We start from the raw sequence: 18230 nt of genomic DNA, 5'->3' as shown, positions 1-18230 counted from the left end.
CGCCGACGCACTGACGCAGATGCACTGACGGCGGGCCCTGCCCCGCCGCATGCCGTCGATGCTCCGGCGTCGGCGGCCGCGCCCCCAGACGGCGCGCAGCCTGCCAAGGCTCAGCCCCTGGCAGGCACCTCGAGGTTGTCGATCAGCCGCGTGCGGCCCAGCCGCGCCGCGGCCAGCACCACCAGCGGCACACCGGCCTGGGGCGCGCCCAGGTCAGCCTGCCGGCGAACGGCGACGTAATCGGGCTGCCAGCCCCGCGCCGACAGGCCGTCCATGGCCTGCTGCTCCAGCCCCCGCCAATCCTGCGCGCCGGCGGCCACGGCCGACTCGATGGCGCGCAGCGCGCGGGCCAGCGCCGGGGCCTCGGCCCGCTCGGCCGGCGACAGGTAGCCATTGCGCGACGACAGCGCCAGGCCATCGTCGGCCCGCCAGGTCTCGCTGCCCACCACCTCCACCGGCAAGGCCAGCTGCCGCACCATGTGGCGCACCACCATCAGCTGCTGGTAGTCCTTCTTGCCGAACACCGCCACGGCGGGCTGCACGCAATGGAAGAGCTTCAGCACCACCGTGCACACGCCGACGAAGAATCCCGGGCGGAACGCCCCTTCCAGCACATCGGCCAGTGCCGCCGGCGGGTGCACCTTCACATCCTGCGGTTCGGGGTAGAGCACAGACTCGTCGGGCGCGAAGACGATGTCGCAGCCCACGCCCTGCAGCAGCGCACAGTCGCGCTCGAAGGTGCGCGGGTAGGTGTCGAAATCCTCGTTCGGCGCAAACTGCAGCCGGTTGACGAAGATGCTGGCCACCACCGGCCCGCCACGCTCATGCGCCTGGCGCACCAGGGCCAGGTGGCCCTCGTGCAGGTTGCCCATGGTCGGCACGAAGGCCGTGCGGGATTGTCCGGCCAGCGCCTGGCGCAGTTCGGGGATGGTGCGGATGACCTGCATCGGAGGACCTCAGGAATGCTCAGTACCCGTGCAGGGCGGGGTCGGGAAAGCTGCCGTCCTTGACCGCGGCAACGTAGCGGCGCACCGCGTCGGCGATGCTGCCCCCCTCGGCCATGAAGTTGCGGACGAAGCGCGCCACGCGCCCGCCGGTCAGGCCCAGCATGTCGTGCAGCACCAGCACCTGGCCGGCCGTGCCCGGGCCGGCACCGATGCCGATCAGCGGCATCGGCAGGGCCTCGGCCAGCTCGGCCCCCAGCGCGCTGGGCATCAGTTCGAGCACCATCATCGCCACGCCGGCGTCGGCCAGTTCGCGCGACTCCTGGCGTAGCCGAGCGGCGGCCCGGTCGTCTCGCCCCTGCACGCGCCAGCCGCCCAGCGCGTGCACCGACTGCGGTGTCAGGCCCAGGTGGCCGCACACCGGGATGCCGCGCTCCACCAGCGCGGCGGCCAGCGGCACCGTCCAGCCGCCACCTTCGAGCTTGACCATGTGCGCGCCGGCCTGCATCAGCCGCACCGCGCTGTCGATGCCCTGCGCCACCGAGGCGTGGTAGCTGCCGAACGGCAGGTCGGCCACGATCCAGGCCCAGCGGTTGCCCCGCGCGACGCATTGCGTGTGATAGACCATGTCGTCCAGCGTCACCGGCAGCGTGCTGTCGCGGCCCTGCAGCACCATGCCCAGCGAATCGCCGATCAGCAGCAGGTCGACACCGGCCTCGTCCAGCACGCGGGCGAAGCTGGCGTCGTAGCAGGTGAGCATGGCCAGCTTCTCGCCGGCCGCGTGCATCGCGCGCAGGCGGTGCAGCGTCATGGGCTTGCGTTCGGGTGCGGTCATGACGGCACTTTAAGGCCTGCGGCAGGCCCCCGCCGCGCAGGGGGCTGCCGCCACGCGATCGCGATCAGCCCAGGGCGGCCACCACGTCGGGCGGCGCCTGCACCAGTTCGATCAGCACGCCCTCGCCGCCCACCGGGAACTCGTCGTTGCCCTTGGGGTGGATGAAACAGATGTCGTGGCCGGCGGCGCCTTTGCGGATGCCGCCCGGCGCGAAGCGCACGCCGTTCGCGCTCATCCACTCCACCGCCTTGGGCAGGTCGTCGACCCACAGGCCGACGTGGTTCAGCGGCGTGGCGTGCACCGCCGGCTTCTTGTCGGGGTCGAGCGGCTGCATCAGGTCGACCTCGACCGCGGTGGGGCCGCTGCCGAGCGCGCAGATGTCCTCGTCGACGTTCTCGCGCTCGGAGACGAAGGTGCTCTTGACCTGCAGGCCGAACATGTCGACCCACAGCGACTTGAGCCGGCCCTTGTCGGGCCCGCCGATGGCGATCTGCTGGATGCCCAGGATGCGGAAGGGCTTGGTGCTCATCGCGTCCTCCCTCAGGCGAACCTGATGATCGGCTGGTCCACCGACAGGCTCTCGCCCTTGGTGGCCAGGATCTCGGCGACCACGCCCTCCTGCGCGGCGGTGAGGATGTTCTCCATCTTCATCGCCTCGATCACCGCCAGCCGCTCGCCAGCCTGCACGGTCTGGCCGGGCTTGACCACCACGTCGGCCAGCAGGCCAGGCATCGGCGACAGCAGGAACTTGCTCATGTCCGGCGGCACCTTGAACGGCATCACGCGCAGCAGTTCGGCGGCCCGCGCGCGCAGCACCTGCACGTCGATGGCCAGGCCGTTGTGCGACACGCTGAGCCACAGGCCGTGGCGCTCGATCTGGGCGGTGAACGGCCGGCCGTTGCAGGTGCCGCTGGCCCGGATGCCGCCGAAGCTCCAGTCGCCGTCCAGGTCGTACACCCGCTCGCCCACCGTGACCTTGATGCCGGTGTCGCTCAGGCGCGTCTGCAGCTTCTTGTGCACATGCGCACCGGCTTCGCCGCGCACCACGGCCACGTAGTCCTTGCCGATGCGCACGCCATGCCCTGGCAACTGCCCGCTGATGCCCGCGGCGCGGCCCAGATAACGCCGGTTCACGGCGGCCGCCAGCGCCACCAGGAAGTCGGGGTCGTCGTGCGGCACGTCCTCGGCGCGGAAGCCCTTGGGGTAGTTCTCGGCGATGAAGCCGGTGTTGAAGTCGCCCGAGACAAACTTCGGGTGCGCCAGCAGCGCCGCCTGGAACGGGATGTTGCTCGACACCCCGCGGATGACGAAACCGTTCAGCGCCTCGCGCATGCGGGCGATGGCGTCGTTGCGATCGACGCCGTGCACGATCAGCTTGGCGATCATCGAGTCGTAGTACATCGGGATCTCGCCGCCCTCGTACACGCCGGTGTCCACCCGCACGCCGCCGCCCTCGGGCACCGGCTGCGCCGATTCCATGGTCTGCGCCGGCGGCAGGTAGCGCACCAGCCGGCCTGTGGACGGCAGGAAGCCGCGGAACGGATCCTCGGCGTTGATGCGGCATTCCATCGCCCAGCCGGTGCGCTTGACATCGGCCTGCGTGAAACCCAGCGGCTCGCCCGCGGCCACGCGGATCATCTGCTCGACCAGGTCGAGCCCGGTGATGCACTCGGTCACCGGGTGCTCCACCTGCAGCCGCGTGTTCATCTCGAGGAAGTAGAAGCTCTGGTCCTTGCCGACCACGAACTCCACCGTGCCCGCGCTCTGGTACCGCACCGCCTTGGCCAGGGCCACGGCCTGCTCGCCCATGGCCTTGCGGGTGGCATCGCTGATGAAGGGCGACGGCGCCTCCTCGATCACCTTCTGGTGGCGGCGCTGGATCGAGCACTCGCGTTCGTTGAGGTAGACGCAATTGCCCTGCGCATCGCCCAGCACCTGGATCTCGATGTGGCGCGGGCTCTCGACGAACTTCTCGATGAAGACCCGGTCGTCGCCGAAGCTGTTGCGCGCCTCGTTGCGGCAGGCCGAGAAGCCCTCGAAGGCCTCCTTGTCGTTGAAGGCCACGCGCAGGCCCTTGCCGCCACCGCCGGCGCTGGCCTTGATCATCACCGGGTAGCCGATGCCCTGGGCGATCTCCACCGCCCGCTCGGGCGTCTCGATGGCCTCGTTCCAGCCCGGGATGGTGTTGACCTTGGCCTCGAGCGCCAGCTTCTTCGACGCGATCTTGTCGCCCATCGCGGCGATGCTGTAGTGCTTGGGACCGATGAAGGTGATGCCCTCTTCTTCGAGCCGGCGGGCGAAGCCCTCGTTCTCGGATAGGAAGCCGTAGCCCGGGTGCACGGCCTGCGCGCCGGTGCTCTTGCACGCGGCGATGATCTTGTCGGCCACCAGGTACGACTCGCGGCTGGGCGCCGCGCCGATGAACACCGCCTCGTCGGCCAGTTCGACATGGCGCGCGTCGCGGTCGGCCTCGGAGTACACCGCCACCGTGGCGATGCCCATCTTCTTGGCCGTCTTGATGACCCGGCAAGCGATCTCGCCGCGGTTGGCAATCAGAATCTTCGTGAACATGGTTGGGTTCTCCTGGCGCGCGCTCACAAAGGGATGTTGCCGTGCTTGCGCCACGGGTTCTCGAGCTTCTTGTCCTTCAGCATCGCCAGCGAGCGGCAGATGCGCTTGCGGGTTTCGTGCGGCTGGATCACGTCGTCGATGAAGCCGCGCGCGCCGGCGACAAACGGGTTGGCGAAGCGGGCCTTGTACTCGGCCTCCTTCGCGGCCAGCTTGGCCGGGTCGCCCTTGTCCTCGCGGAAGATGATCTCCACCGCGCCCTTGGCGCCCATCACCGCGATCTCGGCATTGGGCCAGGCGAAGTTGACGTCGCCGCGCAGGTGCTTGGAGCTCATCACGTCGTAGGCGCCGCCGTAGGCCTTGCGGGTGATCACGGTGACCTTGGGCACGGTGCACTCGGCATACGCGTACAGCAGCTTGGCGCCGTGCTTGATGATGCCGCCGTATTCCTGGCTGGTGCCGGGCATGAAGCCGGGCACGTCGACGAAGGTGACGACCGGGATGTTGAAGGCATCGCAGAAGCGCACGAAGCGCGCGGCCTTGATGCTGCTCTTGATGTCCAGGCAGCCGGCCAGCACCTGCGGGTTGTTGGCGACGATGCCCACGGTCTGCCCGTCCATGCGCGCCATGCCCACGACGATGTTCTTGGCGTAGTCGCGCTGGATCTCGAAGAAGTCGCCGTCGTCCACCACCTTGTAGATCAGTTCCTTGATCTCGTAGGGCTTGTTCGGGTTGTCGGGCACCAGCGTGTCGAGCGAATGGTCCAGGCGCCCGGCGGGGTCGCCACTGGGCCGCACCGGCGGCTTCTCGCGGTTGTTCAGCGGCAGGTAGTTGTAGAAGCGCCGCAGCATCAGGATGGCCTCGACGTCGTTCTCGAAGGCCATGTCGGCTACGCCACTCTTGGTGTTGTGCGTGGTGGCGCCGCCCAGTTCCTCGGCGGTGACCTCCTCGTGCGTCACGGTCTTCACCACCTCGGGGCCGGTGACGAACATGTAGGAGCTGTCCTTCACCATGAAGATGAAGTCGGTCATGGCCGGCGAATACACCGCGCCGCCGGCGCAGGGGCCCATGATCAGGCTGATCTGCGGGATCACGCCCGAGGCCATCACGTTGCGCTGGAACACGTCGGCATAACCGCCCAGCGACGCGACGCCTTCCTGGATGCGCGCACCGCCAGAATCGTTCAGGCCGATCACCGGTGCGCCGACCTTCATCGCCTGGTCCATGATCTTGCAGATCTTCTCGGCATGGGCCTCGCTGAGCGCGCCGCCGAAGACGGTGAAGTCCTGACTGAAGACGAAGACCAGCCGGCCGTTGATCATGCCGTAGCCGGTGACCACGCCGTCGCCGGGGATCTTGTTGTCGGCCATGCCGAAGTCGGCACAGCGGTGCTCGACGAACATGTCCCACTCCTCGAACGTGCCCTCGTCGAGCAGCAGTTCGAGCCGCTCGCGCGCGGTGAGCTTGCCCTTGGCGTGCTGCCCGTCGATGCGTTTTTGCCCGCCGCCCAGTCGGGCCTTGGCGCGCATCGCTTCCAGCTTCTGCTGAATGTCATGCATGTGTGGTTCTCCTCGGTCGAAACTCAATGGAACAGGTCGAGCAGCCGCCGCGCGGCCACGGAAGCCGCGACGCGGCCGGCGCGCACGTCGTCGGTGAGTGCGGGCAAGGCGCCCCGCACATCGGGATGGGACTTGAAACGCTGTTGCAGGCCGGCGTCGATGCGTTCCCACATCCAGGCCTGGTCCTGCGCATGGCGGCGGGCGGCAAGCCGGCCATTGGCGGTCTGCAGTGTGCGGAAGCGGCTGACGGCGGCCCAGAACTCGGGCAGGCCCGTGCCCTTCAGCGCGCTCAACTGCATCACCTGCGGCTGCCACACGCTGGTGTCGTGGTGAAGGTGGTCCGGATTGCCGTGCATACCGATCAGCCGCAGCGACGAGGTGATCTGCGCCCGCGCCCGCGTGGCCGCCGCCTCGTCGAGGTCGGCCTTGTTGATGACCACCAGGTCGGCCAGTTCCATCACGCCCTTCTTGATGGCCTGCAGGTCGTCGCCGGCATTGGGCAACTGCAGCAGCACGAACATGTCGGTCATGCCGGCCACAGCGGTTTCGCTCTGGCCCACGCCCACGGTCTCGACGATCACCACGTCGTGGCCGGCGGCCTCGCACACCAGCATGGCCTCGCGCGTCTTCTCTGCCACGCCGCCCAGCGTGCCGCTGCTGGGGCTGGGGCGGATGTAGGCGCGCTCGTGCACCGACAGGTGCTCCATGCGCGTCTTGTCGCCCAGGATCGAACCGCCCGAGACGCTGGACGAGGGGTCCACCGCCAGCACCGCCACGCGGTGGCCCAGGCCGATGAGATGCAGCCCCAGGCCTTCGATGAAGGTGCTCTTGCCCACGCCCGGCACGCCGCTGATGCCCAGGCGGAACGAGCGACCGCTGTGCGGCAGCAGCGCATCGAGCAGCGCATCGGCACGTGCGCGGTGGTCGGCGCGGGTGGATTCGAGCAGCGTGATCGCCTTGGCCACGGCACGGCGCTGCCGCACGCCGTCGGGCGCGAGCACACCATCGAGCAGGGCCTGGTCGGCCAGCATCACGGGTTCCGGTCGCCTTGGGGTGATCAGGCGGCGGACTGGGCCTTGCGGATCTGCTCGAGCACGTCCTTCGCGCTCACCGGGATCGGCGTGCCGGGGCCGTAGATGCCCTTCACGCCATCGGCGTAGAGCTGATCGTAGTCCTGCGCCGGGATCACGCCGCCGACGAACACGATGATGTCGTCGGCGCCCTGCTTCTTCAGCTCGGCGATGATGGCCGGCACCAGCGTCTTGTGGCCGGCCGCCAGCGTGGACACGCCCACCGCGTGCACGTCGTTCTCGATGGCCTGGCGCGCGCACTCCTCGGGCGTCTGGAACAGCGGGCCCATGTCGACGTCGTAGCCCAGGTCGGCAAAGGCCGTGGCCACCACCTTGGCACCGCGGTCGTGGCCGTCCTGGCCCAGCTTGGCAATCATCACGCGCGGGCGGCGGCCGGCGCTCTCTGCAAAGGCCGCGATCTCGGCCTTCAGCTTGTCCCAACCCTCGGCACTGTCGTAGGCGGCTGCGTACACACCGGTCACCTTCTGGATGTCGGCGCGGTGGCGCCCGTAAACGGCTTCGAGCGCATCGCTCACCTCGCCCACCGTGGCGCGCAGGCGGATGGCGGCGATGGCCAGCGCCAGCAGGTTGCCCTGGCCGGACTTGGCGGCGGCGGTGAGCGCGTCGAGCGCGGCCGTGACCTTGGCGCCGTCGCGCGCGGCCTTGATGGCCTTCAGCCGGGCGATCTGCGAATCACGCACCGCCACGTTGTCGACCTCGCGGATCTCGACCGCGTCCTGCGTCTTCAGCTTGTACTTGTTGACGCCGACGATCACGTCCTTGCCGCTGTCGATGCGGGCCTGCTTCTCGGCCGCGCTGGCCTCGATCTTGAGCTTGGCCCAGCCGCTGTCGACGGCCTTGGTCATGCCGCCCATGGCCTCGACCTCTTCGATGATCGCCCAGGCCGCGTCGGCCATCTGCTGGGTGAGCGACTCCATCATGTAGCTGCCGGCCCAGGGGTCGACCACGTTGGTGATGTGCGTCTCCTCCTGGATGATGAGCTGCGTGTTGCGCGCGATGCGGGCCGAGAACTCGGTGGGCAGCGCGATGGCCTCGTCGAAGCTGTTGGTGTGCAGGCTTTGCGTGCCGCCGAACACCGCGGCCATGGCCTCGATGGTGGTGCGCACGACGTTGTTATACGGGTCTTGCTCGGTGAGGCTCCAGCCGCTGGTCTGGCAGTGCGTGCGCAGCATCAGGCTCTTCGGGCTCTTGGCGTTGAAGCCCTTCATGATGCGCGTCCACAGCAGGCGGCCGGCGCGCATCTTGGCGATCTCGAGGTAGAAGTTCATCCCGATCGCCCAGAAGAAGCTCAGGCGCCCGGCGAAGTCGTCCACGTCCAGGCCCTTGGCCAGCGCGGTCTTCACGTACTCCTTGCCGTCGGCCAGCGTGAAGGCCAGTTCCAGCGCCTGGTTGGCGCCGGCTTCCTGCATGTGGTAGCCCGAGATGCTGATCGAGTTGAACTTCGGCATCTTCTGCGCCGTGTACTCGATGATGTCGCCGATGATGCGCATGCTCGGCTCGGGCGGGTAGATGTAGGTGTTGCGGACCATGAACTCCTTGAGGATGTCGTTCTGGATGGTCCCGCTCAACTTCTCTTGCGACACGCCCTGCTCTTCGGCCGCCACCACGTAGCCGGCCAGCACCGGCAGCACGGCGCCGTTCATCGTCATGCTCACGCTCACCTTGTCGAGCGGGATCTGGTCGAACAGGATCTTCATGTCCTCGACCGAATCGATGGCCACGCCGGCCTTGCCCACGTCGCCCGTCACTCGCGGGTGGTCGCTGTCGTAGCCGCGATGGGTGGCCAGGTCGAAGGCCACGCTCACGCCCTGACCGCCGGCGGCCAGCGCCTTGCGGTAGAACGCGTTGCTCTCTTCCGCGGTGGAAAAGCCCGCGTACTGGCGGATCGTCCAAGGCCGCACCGCGTACATCGTGGCCTGCGGGCCGCGGATGAAGGGCTCGAAGCCCGGCAGCGTGTCGGCATGCGGCAGCGCGGCGGTGTCGGCCGCGGTGTACAGCGGCTTGACGGTGAGGCCCTCGGGCGTCACCCAGTTCAGCGCCTGCACGTCGCCCCCCGGCGCCGACTTGGCGGCGGCCTTGGCCCACTGGTCCAGCGTGGCGGGGTTGAATTCTGGGGTGGCGCTCATGGTGGTTCTCCTCGGCCCTGGGTGCGTGGTCGGGTGGGTCGGCCCGGTGTCTTGGTTGCGGCGTGTTCGGTGGTGCGCGCGGCGCCGTGTGGCTTCGGCCCGTGGCATCCGGTACTTGCCGAACCGCGACGATTATGCATAATTATGAATTCAAAACCAACACAGCGCTGACAAACGCTCCTGCCCGTGTCCACCGCGATCGTCGACGATTCTGCCCCCCGCAGCCTGTCGCCACGTGCCCTTTATCAGGACGTGGCCGAGCGCCTGCGCCAGCAGATCTTCACCCGGCAGCTCGAGCCCGGCAGCTGGATCGACGAGATGAAGCTCGCCAGCGAATACGGCATCAGCCGCACGCCGCTGCGCGAGGCGCTGAAGGTGCTGGCGGTCGAAGGCCTGGTCACCATGAAGGTGCGCCGCGGCGCCTACGTCACCGAGGTGTCGCGCGAGGACGTGGCCCAGGTCTACCACCTGCTGGGACTGCTGGAAAGCGATGCCGCGGCGCTGGTGGCCCGCAACGCCACCGACGCCCAGCGCCAGCAGTTGCGCGAGCTGCACGACCGGCTGGAAAAGCAGGTGCGCCAGCGCGACGCCTTCTTCGCCACGAACGAGCAGTTCCACCTGCTGCTGCTCGAGATCGCCGGCAACCGCTGGACGCAGCAGATCGTCACCGACCTGCGCAAGGTGATGAAGCTCAACCGCCACCATTCGCTGTTCAAGCAGGGGCGGCTCACCGAATCGCTGGCCGAGCACCGCGCGCTGATGCAGGCCATCGAGGCGCGCGACCCCGAAGACGCCCAGCGCATGATGCGCGCCCACTTCGACAGCGGTCTGGAGGCTGCTGCCGCCTGAGAGACTGAGAGTCGCCCGATCATGCCCGCTCATCACGCCAGAAGTCGCCCGCTCGTCGTTGCGAATGCTCGCCATGGCCCGAGCCATGCCTGTGCTTCGCGCCTAGATCGGACACCTTCTGACGCGCCGCTCAGGCACGCTCGAACAACTCTCAGCCTCTGACTTTGTCTCCCGGGCGACGATCTTCGTCGTCCCCACCCCACCGACCGCGGCAAACCATCAGCTTGCGGTCAGCCAAGCCCGATAACCTTCCGCGCGCTGCGCCAGTGGCGCCAAACGACCTTTCCATCAGGAGCCCCGATGAAGATCCACGAATACCAAGGCAAAGAGATCCTGCGCCAGTTTGGCGTGCCTGTGCCGCGGGGCTTCCCTGCGTTCACGGTGCAAGAGGCGGTGGAAGCCGCGCAGAAGCTGGGCGGCAAGGTCTGGGTGGTCAAGGCCCAGATCCACGCCGGCGGCCGCGGCAAGGGCGGCGGCGTCAAGCTCGCCCGCTCCATCGACGAGGTCAAGGCCCTGGCCGGTGAGATCCTGGGCATGCAGCTCAAGACCCACCAGACCGGCCCCGAAGGCCAGAAGGTGCGCCGCCTGCTCATCGAAGAAGGCGCCGACATCAAGAAAGAGTACTACGTCGCCGCCCTCACCGACCGTGCCACGCAGAAGGTCGCGATGATGGCCTCGTCCGAAGGCGGCATGGACATCGAAGAGGTGGCCCATTCCACCCCCGAGAAGATCATCAAGGTCTTCGTCGAGCCCGCCGTCGGCCTGACCGACGCGCAGGCCCTGCAACTGGCCCAGGGCATCGGCGTGCCCGAGGCCAGCCAGGCCCAGGCCGTGGACGTGCTGAAGAAGCTCTACAAGACCTACATGGACACCGACGCGAGCCTGGCCGAGATCAACCCGCTGATCCTCGAAGGCGGCGGCGGCGTGAAGGCCCTGGACGCCAAGTTCAACTTCGACGCCAACGCGCTGTTCCGCCACCCCGAGATCGTGGCCTACCGCGATCTGGACGAAGAAGACCCGGCCGAAGTGGAGGCCAGCAAGTTCGACCTGGCCTACATCAGCCTGGACGGCAACATCGGCTGCCTGGTCAACGGCGCGGGCCTGGCCATGGCCACGATGGACACCATCAAGCTGTTCGGCGGCGAGCCGGCCAACTTCCTGGACGTGGGCGGTGGCGCCACCGCCGAGAAGGTGACCGAGGCCTTCAAGATCATGCTCGCGAACAAGAGCGTCAAGGGCATCCTGGTCAACATCTTCGGCGGCATCATGAAGTGCGACACCATCGCCGAAGGCGTGATCACCGCCTGCAAGGCGGTGAACCTGAGCGTGCCGCTGGTGGTGCGCATGAAGGGCACCAACGAAGACATCGGCAAGAAGATGCTGGCCGACTCGGGCCTGCCCATCATCGCGGCCGACACCATGGCCGAGGCGGCCACCAAGATCGTCGCTGCAGTCGCCTGAAGCGCGGGAGAACACACATGAGCATCCTGATCAACAAAGACACCCGCGTCATCACCCAGGGCATCACGGGCAAGACGGGGCAGTTCCACACGCTGGGCTGCCAGGCCTATGCCAACGGCAAGAACTGCTTCGTGGCCGGCGTCAACCCGAAGAAGGCGGGCGAGAAGTTCGCCGACATCCCGATCTACGCCAGCGTGAAGGAAGCCGCGCAGCAACAAGGCGCCACCGTCAGCGTGATCTACGTGCCGCCCGCGGGCGCGGCCGCGGCCATCTGGGAAGCGGTGGAAGCCGACCTGGACCTGGCGATCTGCATCACCGAAGGCATCCCCGTGCGGGACATGCTGGAAGTGCGCAACAAGATGAAGGCCAAGGAAGCCGCCGGCGGCAAGAAGACGCTGCTGCTGGGGCCGAACTGCCCGGGCCTGATCACGCCGGAAGAGATCAAGATCGGCATCATGCCGGGGCACATCCACCGCAAGGGGCGCATCGGGGTGGTCAGCCGCTCGGGCACGCTGACCTATGAAGCAGTGGCGCAGCTCACCGAGATCGGTCTGGGCCAGTCCAGCGCCGTGGGCATCGGCGGCGACCCGATCAACGGCCTGAAGCACATCGACGTGATGCGCCTGTTCAACGACGACCCGGACACCGACGCGGTGATCATGATCGGCGAGATCGGCGGGCCGGACGAGGCCGAAGCGGCTCGTTGGTGCCAGGCCAACATGAAGAAGCCGATCGTCGGCTTCATCGCCGGCGTCACCGCCCCCGCGGGCAAGCGCATGGGCCACGCCGGTGCGCTGATCTCCGGCGGCGCCGACACCGCCGACGCCAAGCTCGCCATCATGGAAGAGTGCGGCTTCACCATCACCCGCAACCCCAGCGAGATGGCGAAGTTGTTGAAGGCCTTGCTGTAAAGCCCACGCCTTTGGGCCGCGCGGTCCTCCGACCTTGCGCGGCCCACGGCGGCGTGGCTGAGGCATCCCGGCCGCCGTGATGGCGTCCCGTCGGGGCGCAGCAAGCCTCCGACGCTCGACGCCCGAGCGACCACTCTGGCGCCGCTCGCCCCGGGCTCCCCTGCGCCGTTTGGCACTGCGCCCTGCACCAATCGCCGGTCGCCGAGGGGGCGGCCCTGCGCTGCACCTCGGCAGCACTGCGCCCGCTCACCAGCACGGCGGGGCCTCTTCACAGAGCGCCCGACGGACCTGGACCGCGGTTCGATGCTGCCCAGCGCCGCACGGTGCCGGTCCGTAGTTCCACGCACCGCCGCGGCGCTTCGGGACCCTACACTGGTTTTCTTCCCCGCCAGTCCCCCCAACAAGAAACCAAGGAACGCACGCGATGGAAATGTTCATGACCACCGAGTTCTGGATCGCTGTCGGCCAGATCATCATGATCGACATCCTGCTCGGCGGAGACAACGCCGTCGTGATCGCCCTGGCCTGCCGCAAGCTGCCGCCCAAGCAGCGCACTCAAGGCATCCTCTGGGGCACCGCGGGCGCGATCGTGCTGCGCATCGTGCTGATCTTCTTTGCGCTGCAACTGCTGGCCATCCCGTTCCTCAAGGTGGTCGGTGCAATCCTCCTGCTCTGGATCGGCGTCAAGCTGCTCATGCCCGAGCATGAGGAAGGCCACGCCAACATCGAAGGCAGCGACCGGCTCTGGGGAGCGGTGAAGACCGTGATCGTGGCCGACTTCGTGATGAGCGTGGACAACGTCATCGCCATCGCCGGTGCGGCCGAAGCCACCGGCGGCGACCACAGCATGGCGCTGGTCATCTTCGGGGTGCTGATCAGCATCCCGATCATCGTCTGGGGCAGCCAGATGGTGATCAAGCTCATGGATCGTTTCCCGCTGATCATCACACTCGGCGGCATGCTGCTCGGCTGGATCGCCGGTACGATGATCGTCACCGACCCCGCGCTGATCAACCCAGAGGTCATGCCCCAGATGCCCAAGATCGCCGCCACGGACGCCATTCGATACGGCGCCGGCGTGGCCGGTGCCTTGCTGGTGCTGCTGGTCGGCAAGTGGCTGGTCAGCCGCCGCGGCGCCGCCGCCAAGCCGGCGCCCTCGGCCATCACGGCCGCGGCGCAGCCCAGCGGCTTGATGCGCAGCGTGCTGGTGGCCGTCGACGGCTCCGAGGCCTCGCAGAAGGCCGTGCAGCATGTGCTGGCGCTGCGCCAGGAACTGCGCGATCCGTCCGCGCTGGTGCTGCACCTGCTCAACGTGCAGTTGCCGGTCTCGGGCGATGTGTCGGCGTTCATCGCCAGCAAGTCGATCCAGGAGTACCACCAGGAGCGCGCCGACGAAGCCCTGGCCCCGGCCAAGGCCCTGGTCGAATCCAGCGGCATCGCGCACCAGGTGCACCAGCGCGTCGGCTCGCCCGGCCAGACCATCGCCGAAGTGGCCCAGGCGCAGGGCTGCGACCTCATCGTGATGGGCACGCGAGGCCTGGGCTCGTCCACGGCGGCGCTGCTCGGATCGGTGGCGCAAATCGCGATCGAGCACGCGGGCGTTCCCGTCACGCTGGTCAAGTGAACGGCCATCGTCGGCATGGCAGGCCGGCACTCGCGCCGGTTGCGCCGGCGCGGTCAGCATTCGCGCGGGCTGCGCTGGCGCGGCCGGTGCCAAGCCGCCGATGCGCCCCACCCGGCACCCACCCGGGCCCCGAGCCGGCCGACCCGTGATGCCCGGGGGCACGTGGCGGCGCCTGGTGGAATCGTGCCGGCAGTGGCGAGCCGCCGGCCGGCGCGGGGCCGCCGCAAAGCCCCCCGACCACCCCGCCGCAGCGGCGCCGCCGCCCACGGCAGACCCCTCCTTCACCGACCGCTACCAGCTCGAGCACGCACTCGGCGAGGGCGCCGTCGGCGAGGTTGTCCTCGCGGTCGACAAGCGCACCGGCGCCCACGTCGCGATCAAGTTCATGGCGCGGGCCATGCGGGAGCATGCGCTGGCCGGGCCCACGGCCTCACGCGAGTGGCAGGCGGCACGTCGGCTCGACCATCCGGGCATCGCCGCCGTGCTCGATGCCGGCGAGCATGGCGACCAGCAGTGGCTGGTCATGGCCCTGGCGCCCGGCATGCCACTGGACCGCTACACCCAGCCCGCCAGATTGCTGCCCGAGCCCCTGGCCCTGCGCGTTGGCGCGCGGGTGGCCGACGCACTCGCCCATGCGCATGCGCATGGCGTGGTGCATCGCGACCTCAAGCCGTCGAATGTCCTGTTCGATCTTCCCACCGGCCGGGTCACCCTGCTCGATTTCGGCGTCGCCCGCATCGACGACGGCAGCACCACGCGCACCGGCATGACGCTCGGCACGCCTTCGTACATGGCCCCCGAGCAACTGGCCGGCCAGCCGGCGACCGCAGCCGTCGACACCTATGCGCTGGGCGTGCTGTTGTTCGAGTTGCTCACCGGTCGGCGGCCGCACCTGGCAGCCACCCTCGGCGAGCTGCTGCGGGCCATCGCCAGCAGCCCCGGCGCCCGGCTGCAGGACCTGCGGCCCGACCTGCCCGCCGCCGTGACCGAAGCCGTCACCCAGGCCTTGTCGCGCGAGGCGACCGACCGCCCTGCCGACCTGGTGGCCTATGCGGCCCGGCTGGATGCGCTGGCGGATGCCCTGCCTGGCGCCCTGCAGAGCACCCGCCCGGCGCCCTGACCGACGCACTGACCGTCACTCGGCCCGCGCCCGAGGCGGCGCCACGCACGACACCGCCGACCACCTGACCGCCACGGCGGCCCCGCGGCCCGACCGCCATTGAAGCACTCGGTGCAGTGCCAGTGCGGCATCGGATGTGCAGTCCCCCACGGCTTCGGGTCCACCCGGGCCGATCGGCCGCGGCAGGCAAGGCACAATCGTTCGAAACCCCGAAACCGGCCTTGCCCACCGAATGAGTCTCGAGTTCTTTCACGCCGTCGACACCGGCCGCGCGCGCTCGAACAACGAGGACTCCGTCGCGGTCGACGAAGCCAATGCCCTGGCCGTGCTGGCCGATGGCATGGGTGGCTACAACGCGGGTGAAGTCGCCAGCAACATGGCCACCTCGTTCATCAAGACCGAATTCGGCCGCTGGCTGCAGGAGGCCGGTGGCCGCGCCAGCGACGCCGAGATCCGCCGCGCGATGGACATCTGCGTCGACAACGCCAACCGCGCCATCTTCAACGCCGCCAATGCCAACCCGCAGTACGCCGGCATGGGCACCACGCTGGTGGTGGCGGTATTCCGCGAGGGCCAGCTGCGCCTGGGCCACGTCGGCGATTCGCGCGCCTACCGCCTGCGCGAAGGGCAGTTCGTTCAGATCACGCGCGACCATTCGCTGCTGCAGGAACAGATCGATGCCGGGCTCATCACGCCCGAGCAGGCGGTGTTCTCGGCCAATAAGAACCTGGTCACCCGCGCCGTGGGCGTGGAAGACACCGTGCTGCTCGAAACGCACCTGCACGAGGTGCTGCCCGGCGACATCTACCTGATGTGCTCGGACGGCCTGTCCGACATGCTCGAGGATTCGACCATCGCCCGGCTGTTGCAGGCGCACGACGCGTTACCGTCTGTCGGACAGGGCCTGATCGCCGCCGCCAACGAGGCAGGCGGAAAGGATAATATCGCGCTGGTTCTCGTGCGGGTGGCGAGCAGTTCGGCCGCAACGTCCAAACCCTGGTGGCGATTCGGGCGCTGAACGGCAGACGACCCAGCACGCGTCAAACGGGTGCGAGGGACGGACCCGATACTCGAAAAAAGGTCAAGCATGGGCAAGCTGGTGGTGTCGCTCGATGGTGTGGTCATCAAGGAAGTCCAGATCACCAAGGACAAGACCACGCTCGGTCGCAGGCCCTACAACGACATCGTGATCGACAACCTCGCCGTCAGCGGCGAGCATGCGGTGCTGCAGATGGTCGGGCAGGACGTGTTCATCGACGACCTGAACAGCACCAACGGCACCTACATCAACGGCAAGGCCGTCAAGAAGCAGTTGCTGGCCCACAACGACACGGTCGAGATCGGCAAGTACAAGATCAAGTACCTGGTCGACGAGGGCAACGACTACGAGAAGACCATGATCATGGCGCCGGGGCAGATGAACCTCGGCCAACCCCGCCCGGCCCCGATGGGGGGCATGCACACGCCGCCGCCGTTCGGCAGCGCGTCCTTGGGCCTGCAGGCCTCGATCAAGGTGCTCAGCGGCGCCGCCGCGGGCCGCGAGGTCACGCTCACGAAGGTCGTTACCACCATCGGCAAGCCCGGGGTGCAGGTGGCCTCGATCACCAAGCGGCCCAGCGGCTACGTGATCGCCCATGTCGAAGGTGCCGCGCGGCCCAGCCTGAACGGCGTCACCCTGGTGGCCGACACCGCGCCGCTCAAGAGCGGCGACATGATCGAGCTGGCCGGCACCCAGATGCAGTTCGTCCAGGGCTGAACCGGCCCCGCGGTGGCGCCCCCCGCCGGCGCCACCACCGCACGTGATGGAAGTCACGCGGCCCCATGCGGCGGCGCTGCCACCGCACCGATGTCCCTGCAAGCGTCGAAAAACCCGCTTGCCGCGGCCGGCCCCCGAACGCACCATGGCGCTTTGACACCTGCCGTCCACGCCAGCGGTCGACGGCGCACCCCTTCTCTCCCATGCACATCCGGGTCCTGGGCTGTTCCGGCTCCATCGCCGAGGGCTGCCGCACCACGGCATTCCTGCTCGACGACGACATCCTGATCGATGCCGGCACTGGCGTGGGCGACCTGCCGCTGGCCCAGCTGGAACGCGTCGACGATGTGCTGCTGAGCCATTCGCACCTCGACCACGTGCTCGGCGTGCCCCTGCTGGCCGACAGCGTGATGCGCCGGCGCGCGGGCCGCCCGCCGATCCGCGTGCACGGCCTGCCGGCCACGCTGGACGCGCTGCGGGCGCACATCTTCAACGGCGCGATCTGGCCCGACTTCACCCGCCTGCCCTCGGCCGAGCGGCCGGTGCTGGCGCTGCAGCCCTTCGAGATCGGCCAGACGCTCGACTTCAGCCGCGGCCGGCGCATCGAGGTGCTGCCCGCGCTGCACACCGTGCCGGCCGTCGGCTTCGCCGTGCTGTCGGACACCGGCGCCTGGGTCTTCACCGGCGACACCGCGCCCAACCCGGGGCTGTGGCAGCGCCTGGCCGACATGAAGGTGGCCCACCTCGTCATCGAGACCGCCTTCCGCGACGACGAGCACATCGTCGCCAACGTCAGCCGCCACCTGCACCCGGCCGCCCTGGGGCGTGAGCTGGCCCACCTCACCCAGCCGGCCCAGGTGCACATCACGCACATCAAGCCGGGCGAGATCGACGCGGTGATGTCCGAGATCAACGCGCTGGGCCACCGGCACCGCGTCGCCGCACTGGTGGCGGGGCAGGTGATCGAGTTCGGCTGAGCGGCGACCCGCTCGTCGCGGCACCCGCCCGGCTCCTCCGCGGCACCACAACGGCCTGGCAGCACCCGTGCAACGGGCGCAGCGCCGCCGCCCATCCCGGCGATCCTCCGCCGTGACCCTGGGGGCCAAGCCCGACCTGCGCCCCGCCCGTCGGGTGCCCGAACGGCGAGGGCGGGCGCAGGCTCGGCTCCGCACAGACGCGGCCCCACACGGAGTCGAAAAACCCTGAATGCAGCGACGGTCTGGGCCCCGGTTGACGAAATTCGTCACCGTGCTGCATTGCAGCATGACCCTTTTGGACAGCCGCATCGGCCCGGGTGTGTGGAAAGTCCCGGTTTTCACCCCCCTACCCTCGAATCAGGGGTTGGCACGAAGGCTGCAACTTCTGTGTGTCCCCCACCCCCTCACC

The 18230-nt window shown here is 68.7% G+C and carries 15 protein-coding genes and 1 pseudogene; 9 read left to right on the top strand and 7 right to left on the bottom strand.

Annotated elements, in window-relative coordinates:
* Nucleotides 1–110 precede the first annotated feature (110 nt).
* The 7 genes from panC to scpA form a co-directional block, all read right to left on the bottom strand.
* The gene (panC, locus tag EOINJALH_RS11885) at nt 111–947 is read right to left on the bottom strand and encodes a pantoate--beta-alanine ligase (RefSeq protein WP_088280573.1); all 837 of its coding nucleotides are present in this window, start codon (nt 945–947) and stop codon (nt 111–113) included.
* 19 nt (nt 948–966) lie between these two features.
* Nucleotides 967–1779 carry a 3-methyl-2-oxobutanoate hydroxymethyltransferase gene (gene panB, locus EOINJALH_RS11880; RefSeq protein WP_234413806.1) on the bottom strand — a complete coding sequence of 271 codons (813 nt, stop codon included), beginning with the start codon at nt 1777–1779 and terminating at the stop codon, nt 967–969.
* A gap of 64 nt (nt 1780–1843) precedes the next feature.
* Entirely contained in the window at nt 1844–2308 is a 465-nt protein-coding gene (locus tag EOINJALH_RS11875) for a VOC family protein (RefSeq protein ID WP_088280572.1), read from the bottom strand.
* Nucleotides 2309–2319: 11 nt separating this feature from the next.
* Nucleotides 2320–4350 (bottom strand): acetyl/propionyl/methylcrotonyl-CoA carboxylase subunit alpha, encoded by a 2031-nt coding sequence (locus EOINJALH_RS11870; RefSeq protein WP_088280571.1) that lies wholly within the window; start codon nt 4348–4350, stop codon nt 2320–2322.
* 23 nt (nt 4351–4373) lie between these two features.
* A complete protein-coding gene (locus EOINJALH_RS11865) occupies nt 4374–5906 on the bottom strand; it encodes an acyl-CoA carboxylase subunit beta (protein WP_088280570.1) in 1533 nt (510 codons plus the stop codon).
* Between the two features lie 23 nt (nt 5907–5929).
* Nucleotides 5930–6937 (bottom strand): methylmalonyl Co-A mutase-associated GTPase MeaB, encoded by a 1008-nt coding sequence (gene meaB / locus EOINJALH_RS11860; RefSeq protein ID WP_088280569.1) that lies wholly within the window; start codon nt 6935–6937, stop codon nt 5930–5932.
* 26 nt (nt 6938–6963) lie between these two features.
* Nucleotides 6964–9123, bottom strand: a complete 2160-nt coding sequence (gene scpA, locus EOINJALH_RS11855) for a methylmalonyl-CoA mutase (RefSeq protein WP_088280568.1) — start codon at nt 9121–9123, stop codon at nt 6964–6966.
* Between the two features lie 186 nt (nt 9124–9309).
* On the opposite strand from scpA, the gene EOINJALH_RS11850 reads away from it, so the two are divergent.
* The 9 genes and pseudogenes from EOINJALH_RS11850 (at nt 9310) to EOINJALH_RS11815 (ending at nt 17821) form a co-directional block, all read left to right on the top strand.
* Complete coding sequence (locus tag EOINJALH_RS11850; protein ID WP_234413805.1) at nt 9310–9972, top strand: GntR family transcriptional regulator; 663 nt, start codon at nt 9310–9312, stop codon at nt 9970–9972.
* A 300-nt stretch (nt 9973–10272) separates the two neighbouring features.
* Nucleotides 10273–11433, top strand: coding sequence for an ADP-forming succinate--CoA ligase subunit beta (gene sucC / locus EOINJALH_RS11845; RefSeq protein WP_088280567.1), 1161 nt, complete (start codon nt 10273–10275; stop codon nt 11431–11433).
* Nucleotides 11434–11450: 17 nt separating this feature from the next.
* A complete protein-coding gene (gene sucD, locus EOINJALH_RS11840) occupies nt 11451–12344 on the top strand; it encodes a succinate--CoA ligase subunit alpha (protein ID WP_088280566.1) in 894 nt (297 codons plus the stop codon).
* Nucleotides 12345–12768: 424 nt separating this feature from the next.
* Nucleotides 12769–13512, top strand: a pseudogene (locus tag EOINJALH_RS32735) (TerC family protein); the annotation flags it as partial.
* A gap of 24 nt (nt 13513–13536) precedes the next feature.
* Nucleotides 13537–13968: a universal stress protein gene (locus tag EOINJALH_RS32730; protein WP_234413809.1), complete on the top strand. Its 432-nt coding sequence runs from the start codon at nt 13537–13539 to the stop codon at nt 13966–13968.
* Nucleotides 13969–14116: 148 nt separating this feature from the next.
* Nucleotides 14117–15088 carry a serine/threonine-protein kinase gene (locus EOINJALH_RS11830; protein ID WP_158219732.1) on the top strand — a complete coding sequence of 324 codons (972 nt, stop codon included), beginning with the start codon at nt 14117–14119 and terminating at the stop codon, nt 15086–15088.
* 232 nt (nt 15089–15320) lie between these two features.
* Nucleotides 15321–16106: a Stp1/IreP family PP2C-type Ser/Thr phosphatase gene (locus tag EOINJALH_RS11825; protein WP_088280563.1), complete on the top strand. Its 786-nt coding sequence runs from the start codon at nt 15321–15323 to the stop codon at nt 16104–16106.
* Between the two features lie 69 nt (nt 16107–16175).
* Nucleotides 16176–16844, top strand: a complete 669-nt coding sequence (locus tag EOINJALH_RS11820; RefSeq protein ID WP_088280562.1) for an FHA domain-containing protein — start codon at nt 16176–16178, stop codon at nt 16842–16844.
* Nucleotides 16845–17047: 203 nt separating this feature from the next.
* Nucleotides 17048–17821 (top strand): MBL fold metallo-hydrolase, encoded by a 774-nt coding sequence (locus EOINJALH_RS11815; protein ID WP_088280561.1) that lies wholly within the window; start codon nt 17048–17050, stop codon nt 17819–17821.
* The last annotated feature ends 409 nt before the right edge of the window (nt 17822–18230 follow it).

This window comes from Ideonella sp. A 288, assembly GCF_002198735.1.
GTDB lineage: Bacteria > Pseudomonadota > Gammaproteobacteria > Burkholderiales > Burkholderiaceae_C > Pseudaquabacterium.
The sequence above is the reverse complement of the archived record's forward strand: the minus strand, read 5'-3'. Positions and strand labels throughout refer to the sequence as shown.

Excerpts from the sequence above, each read along its gene's own strand:
- EOINJALH_RS11865 (WP_088280570.1), bottom strand. The coding sequence starts at position 5,906 with ATGCATGACATTCAGCAGAAGCTGGAAGCGATGCGCGCCAAGGCCCGA.
- sucC (WP_088280567.1), top strand. The coding sequence starts at position 10,273 with ATGAAGATCCACGAATACCAAGGCAAAGAGATCCTGCGCCAGTTTGGC.
- EOINJALH_RS11815 (WP_088280561.1), top strand. The coding sequence starts at position 17,048 with ATGCACATCCGGGTCCTGGGCTGTTCCGGCTCCATCGCCGAGGGCTGC.
- panB (WP_234413806.1), bottom strand. The coding sequence starts at position 1,779 with ATGACCGCACCCGAACGCAAGCCCATGACGCTGCACCGCCTGCGCGCG.
- sucD (WP_088280566.1), top strand. The coding sequence starts at position 11,451 with ATGAGCATCCTGATCAACAAAGACACCCGCGTCATCACCCAGGGCATC.
- EOINJALH_RS11875 (WP_088280572.1), bottom strand. The coding sequence starts at position 2,308 with ATGAGCACCAAGCCCTTCCGCATCCTGGGCATCCAGCAGATCGCCATC.
- EOINJALH_RS32730 (WP_234413809.1), top strand. The coding sequence starts at position 13,537 with ATGCGCAGCGTGCTGGTGGCCGTCGACGGCTCCGAGGCCTCGCAGAAG.
- panC (WP_088280573.1), bottom strand. The coding sequence starts at position 947 with ATGCAGGTCATCCGCACCATCCCCGAACTGCGCCAGGCGCTGGCCGGA.
- EOINJALH_RS11830 (WP_158219732.1), top strand. The coding sequence starts at position 14,117 with ATGCCCGGGGGCACGTGGCGGCGCCTGGTGGAATCGTGCCGGCAGTGG.
- scpA (WP_088280568.1), bottom strand. The coding sequence starts at position 9,123 with ATGAGCGCCACCCCAGAATTCAACCCCGCCACGCTGGACCAGTGGGCC.
- meaB (WP_088280569.1), bottom strand. The coding sequence starts at position 6,937 with ATGCTGGCCGACCAGGCCCTGCTCGATGGTGTGCTCGCGCCCGACGGC.
- EOINJALH_RS11820 (WP_088280562.1), top strand. The coding sequence starts at position 16,176 with ATGGGCAAGCTGGTGGTGTCGCTCGATGGTGTGGTCATCAAGGAAGTC.
- EOINJALH_RS11870 (WP_088280571.1), bottom strand. The coding sequence starts at position 4,350 with ATGTTCACGAAGATTCTGATTGCCAACCGCGGCGAGATCGCTTGCCGG.
- EOINJALH_RS11825 (WP_088280563.1), top strand. The coding sequence starts at position 15,321 with ATGAGTCTCGAGTTCTTTCACGCCGTCGACACCGGCCGCGCGCGCTCG.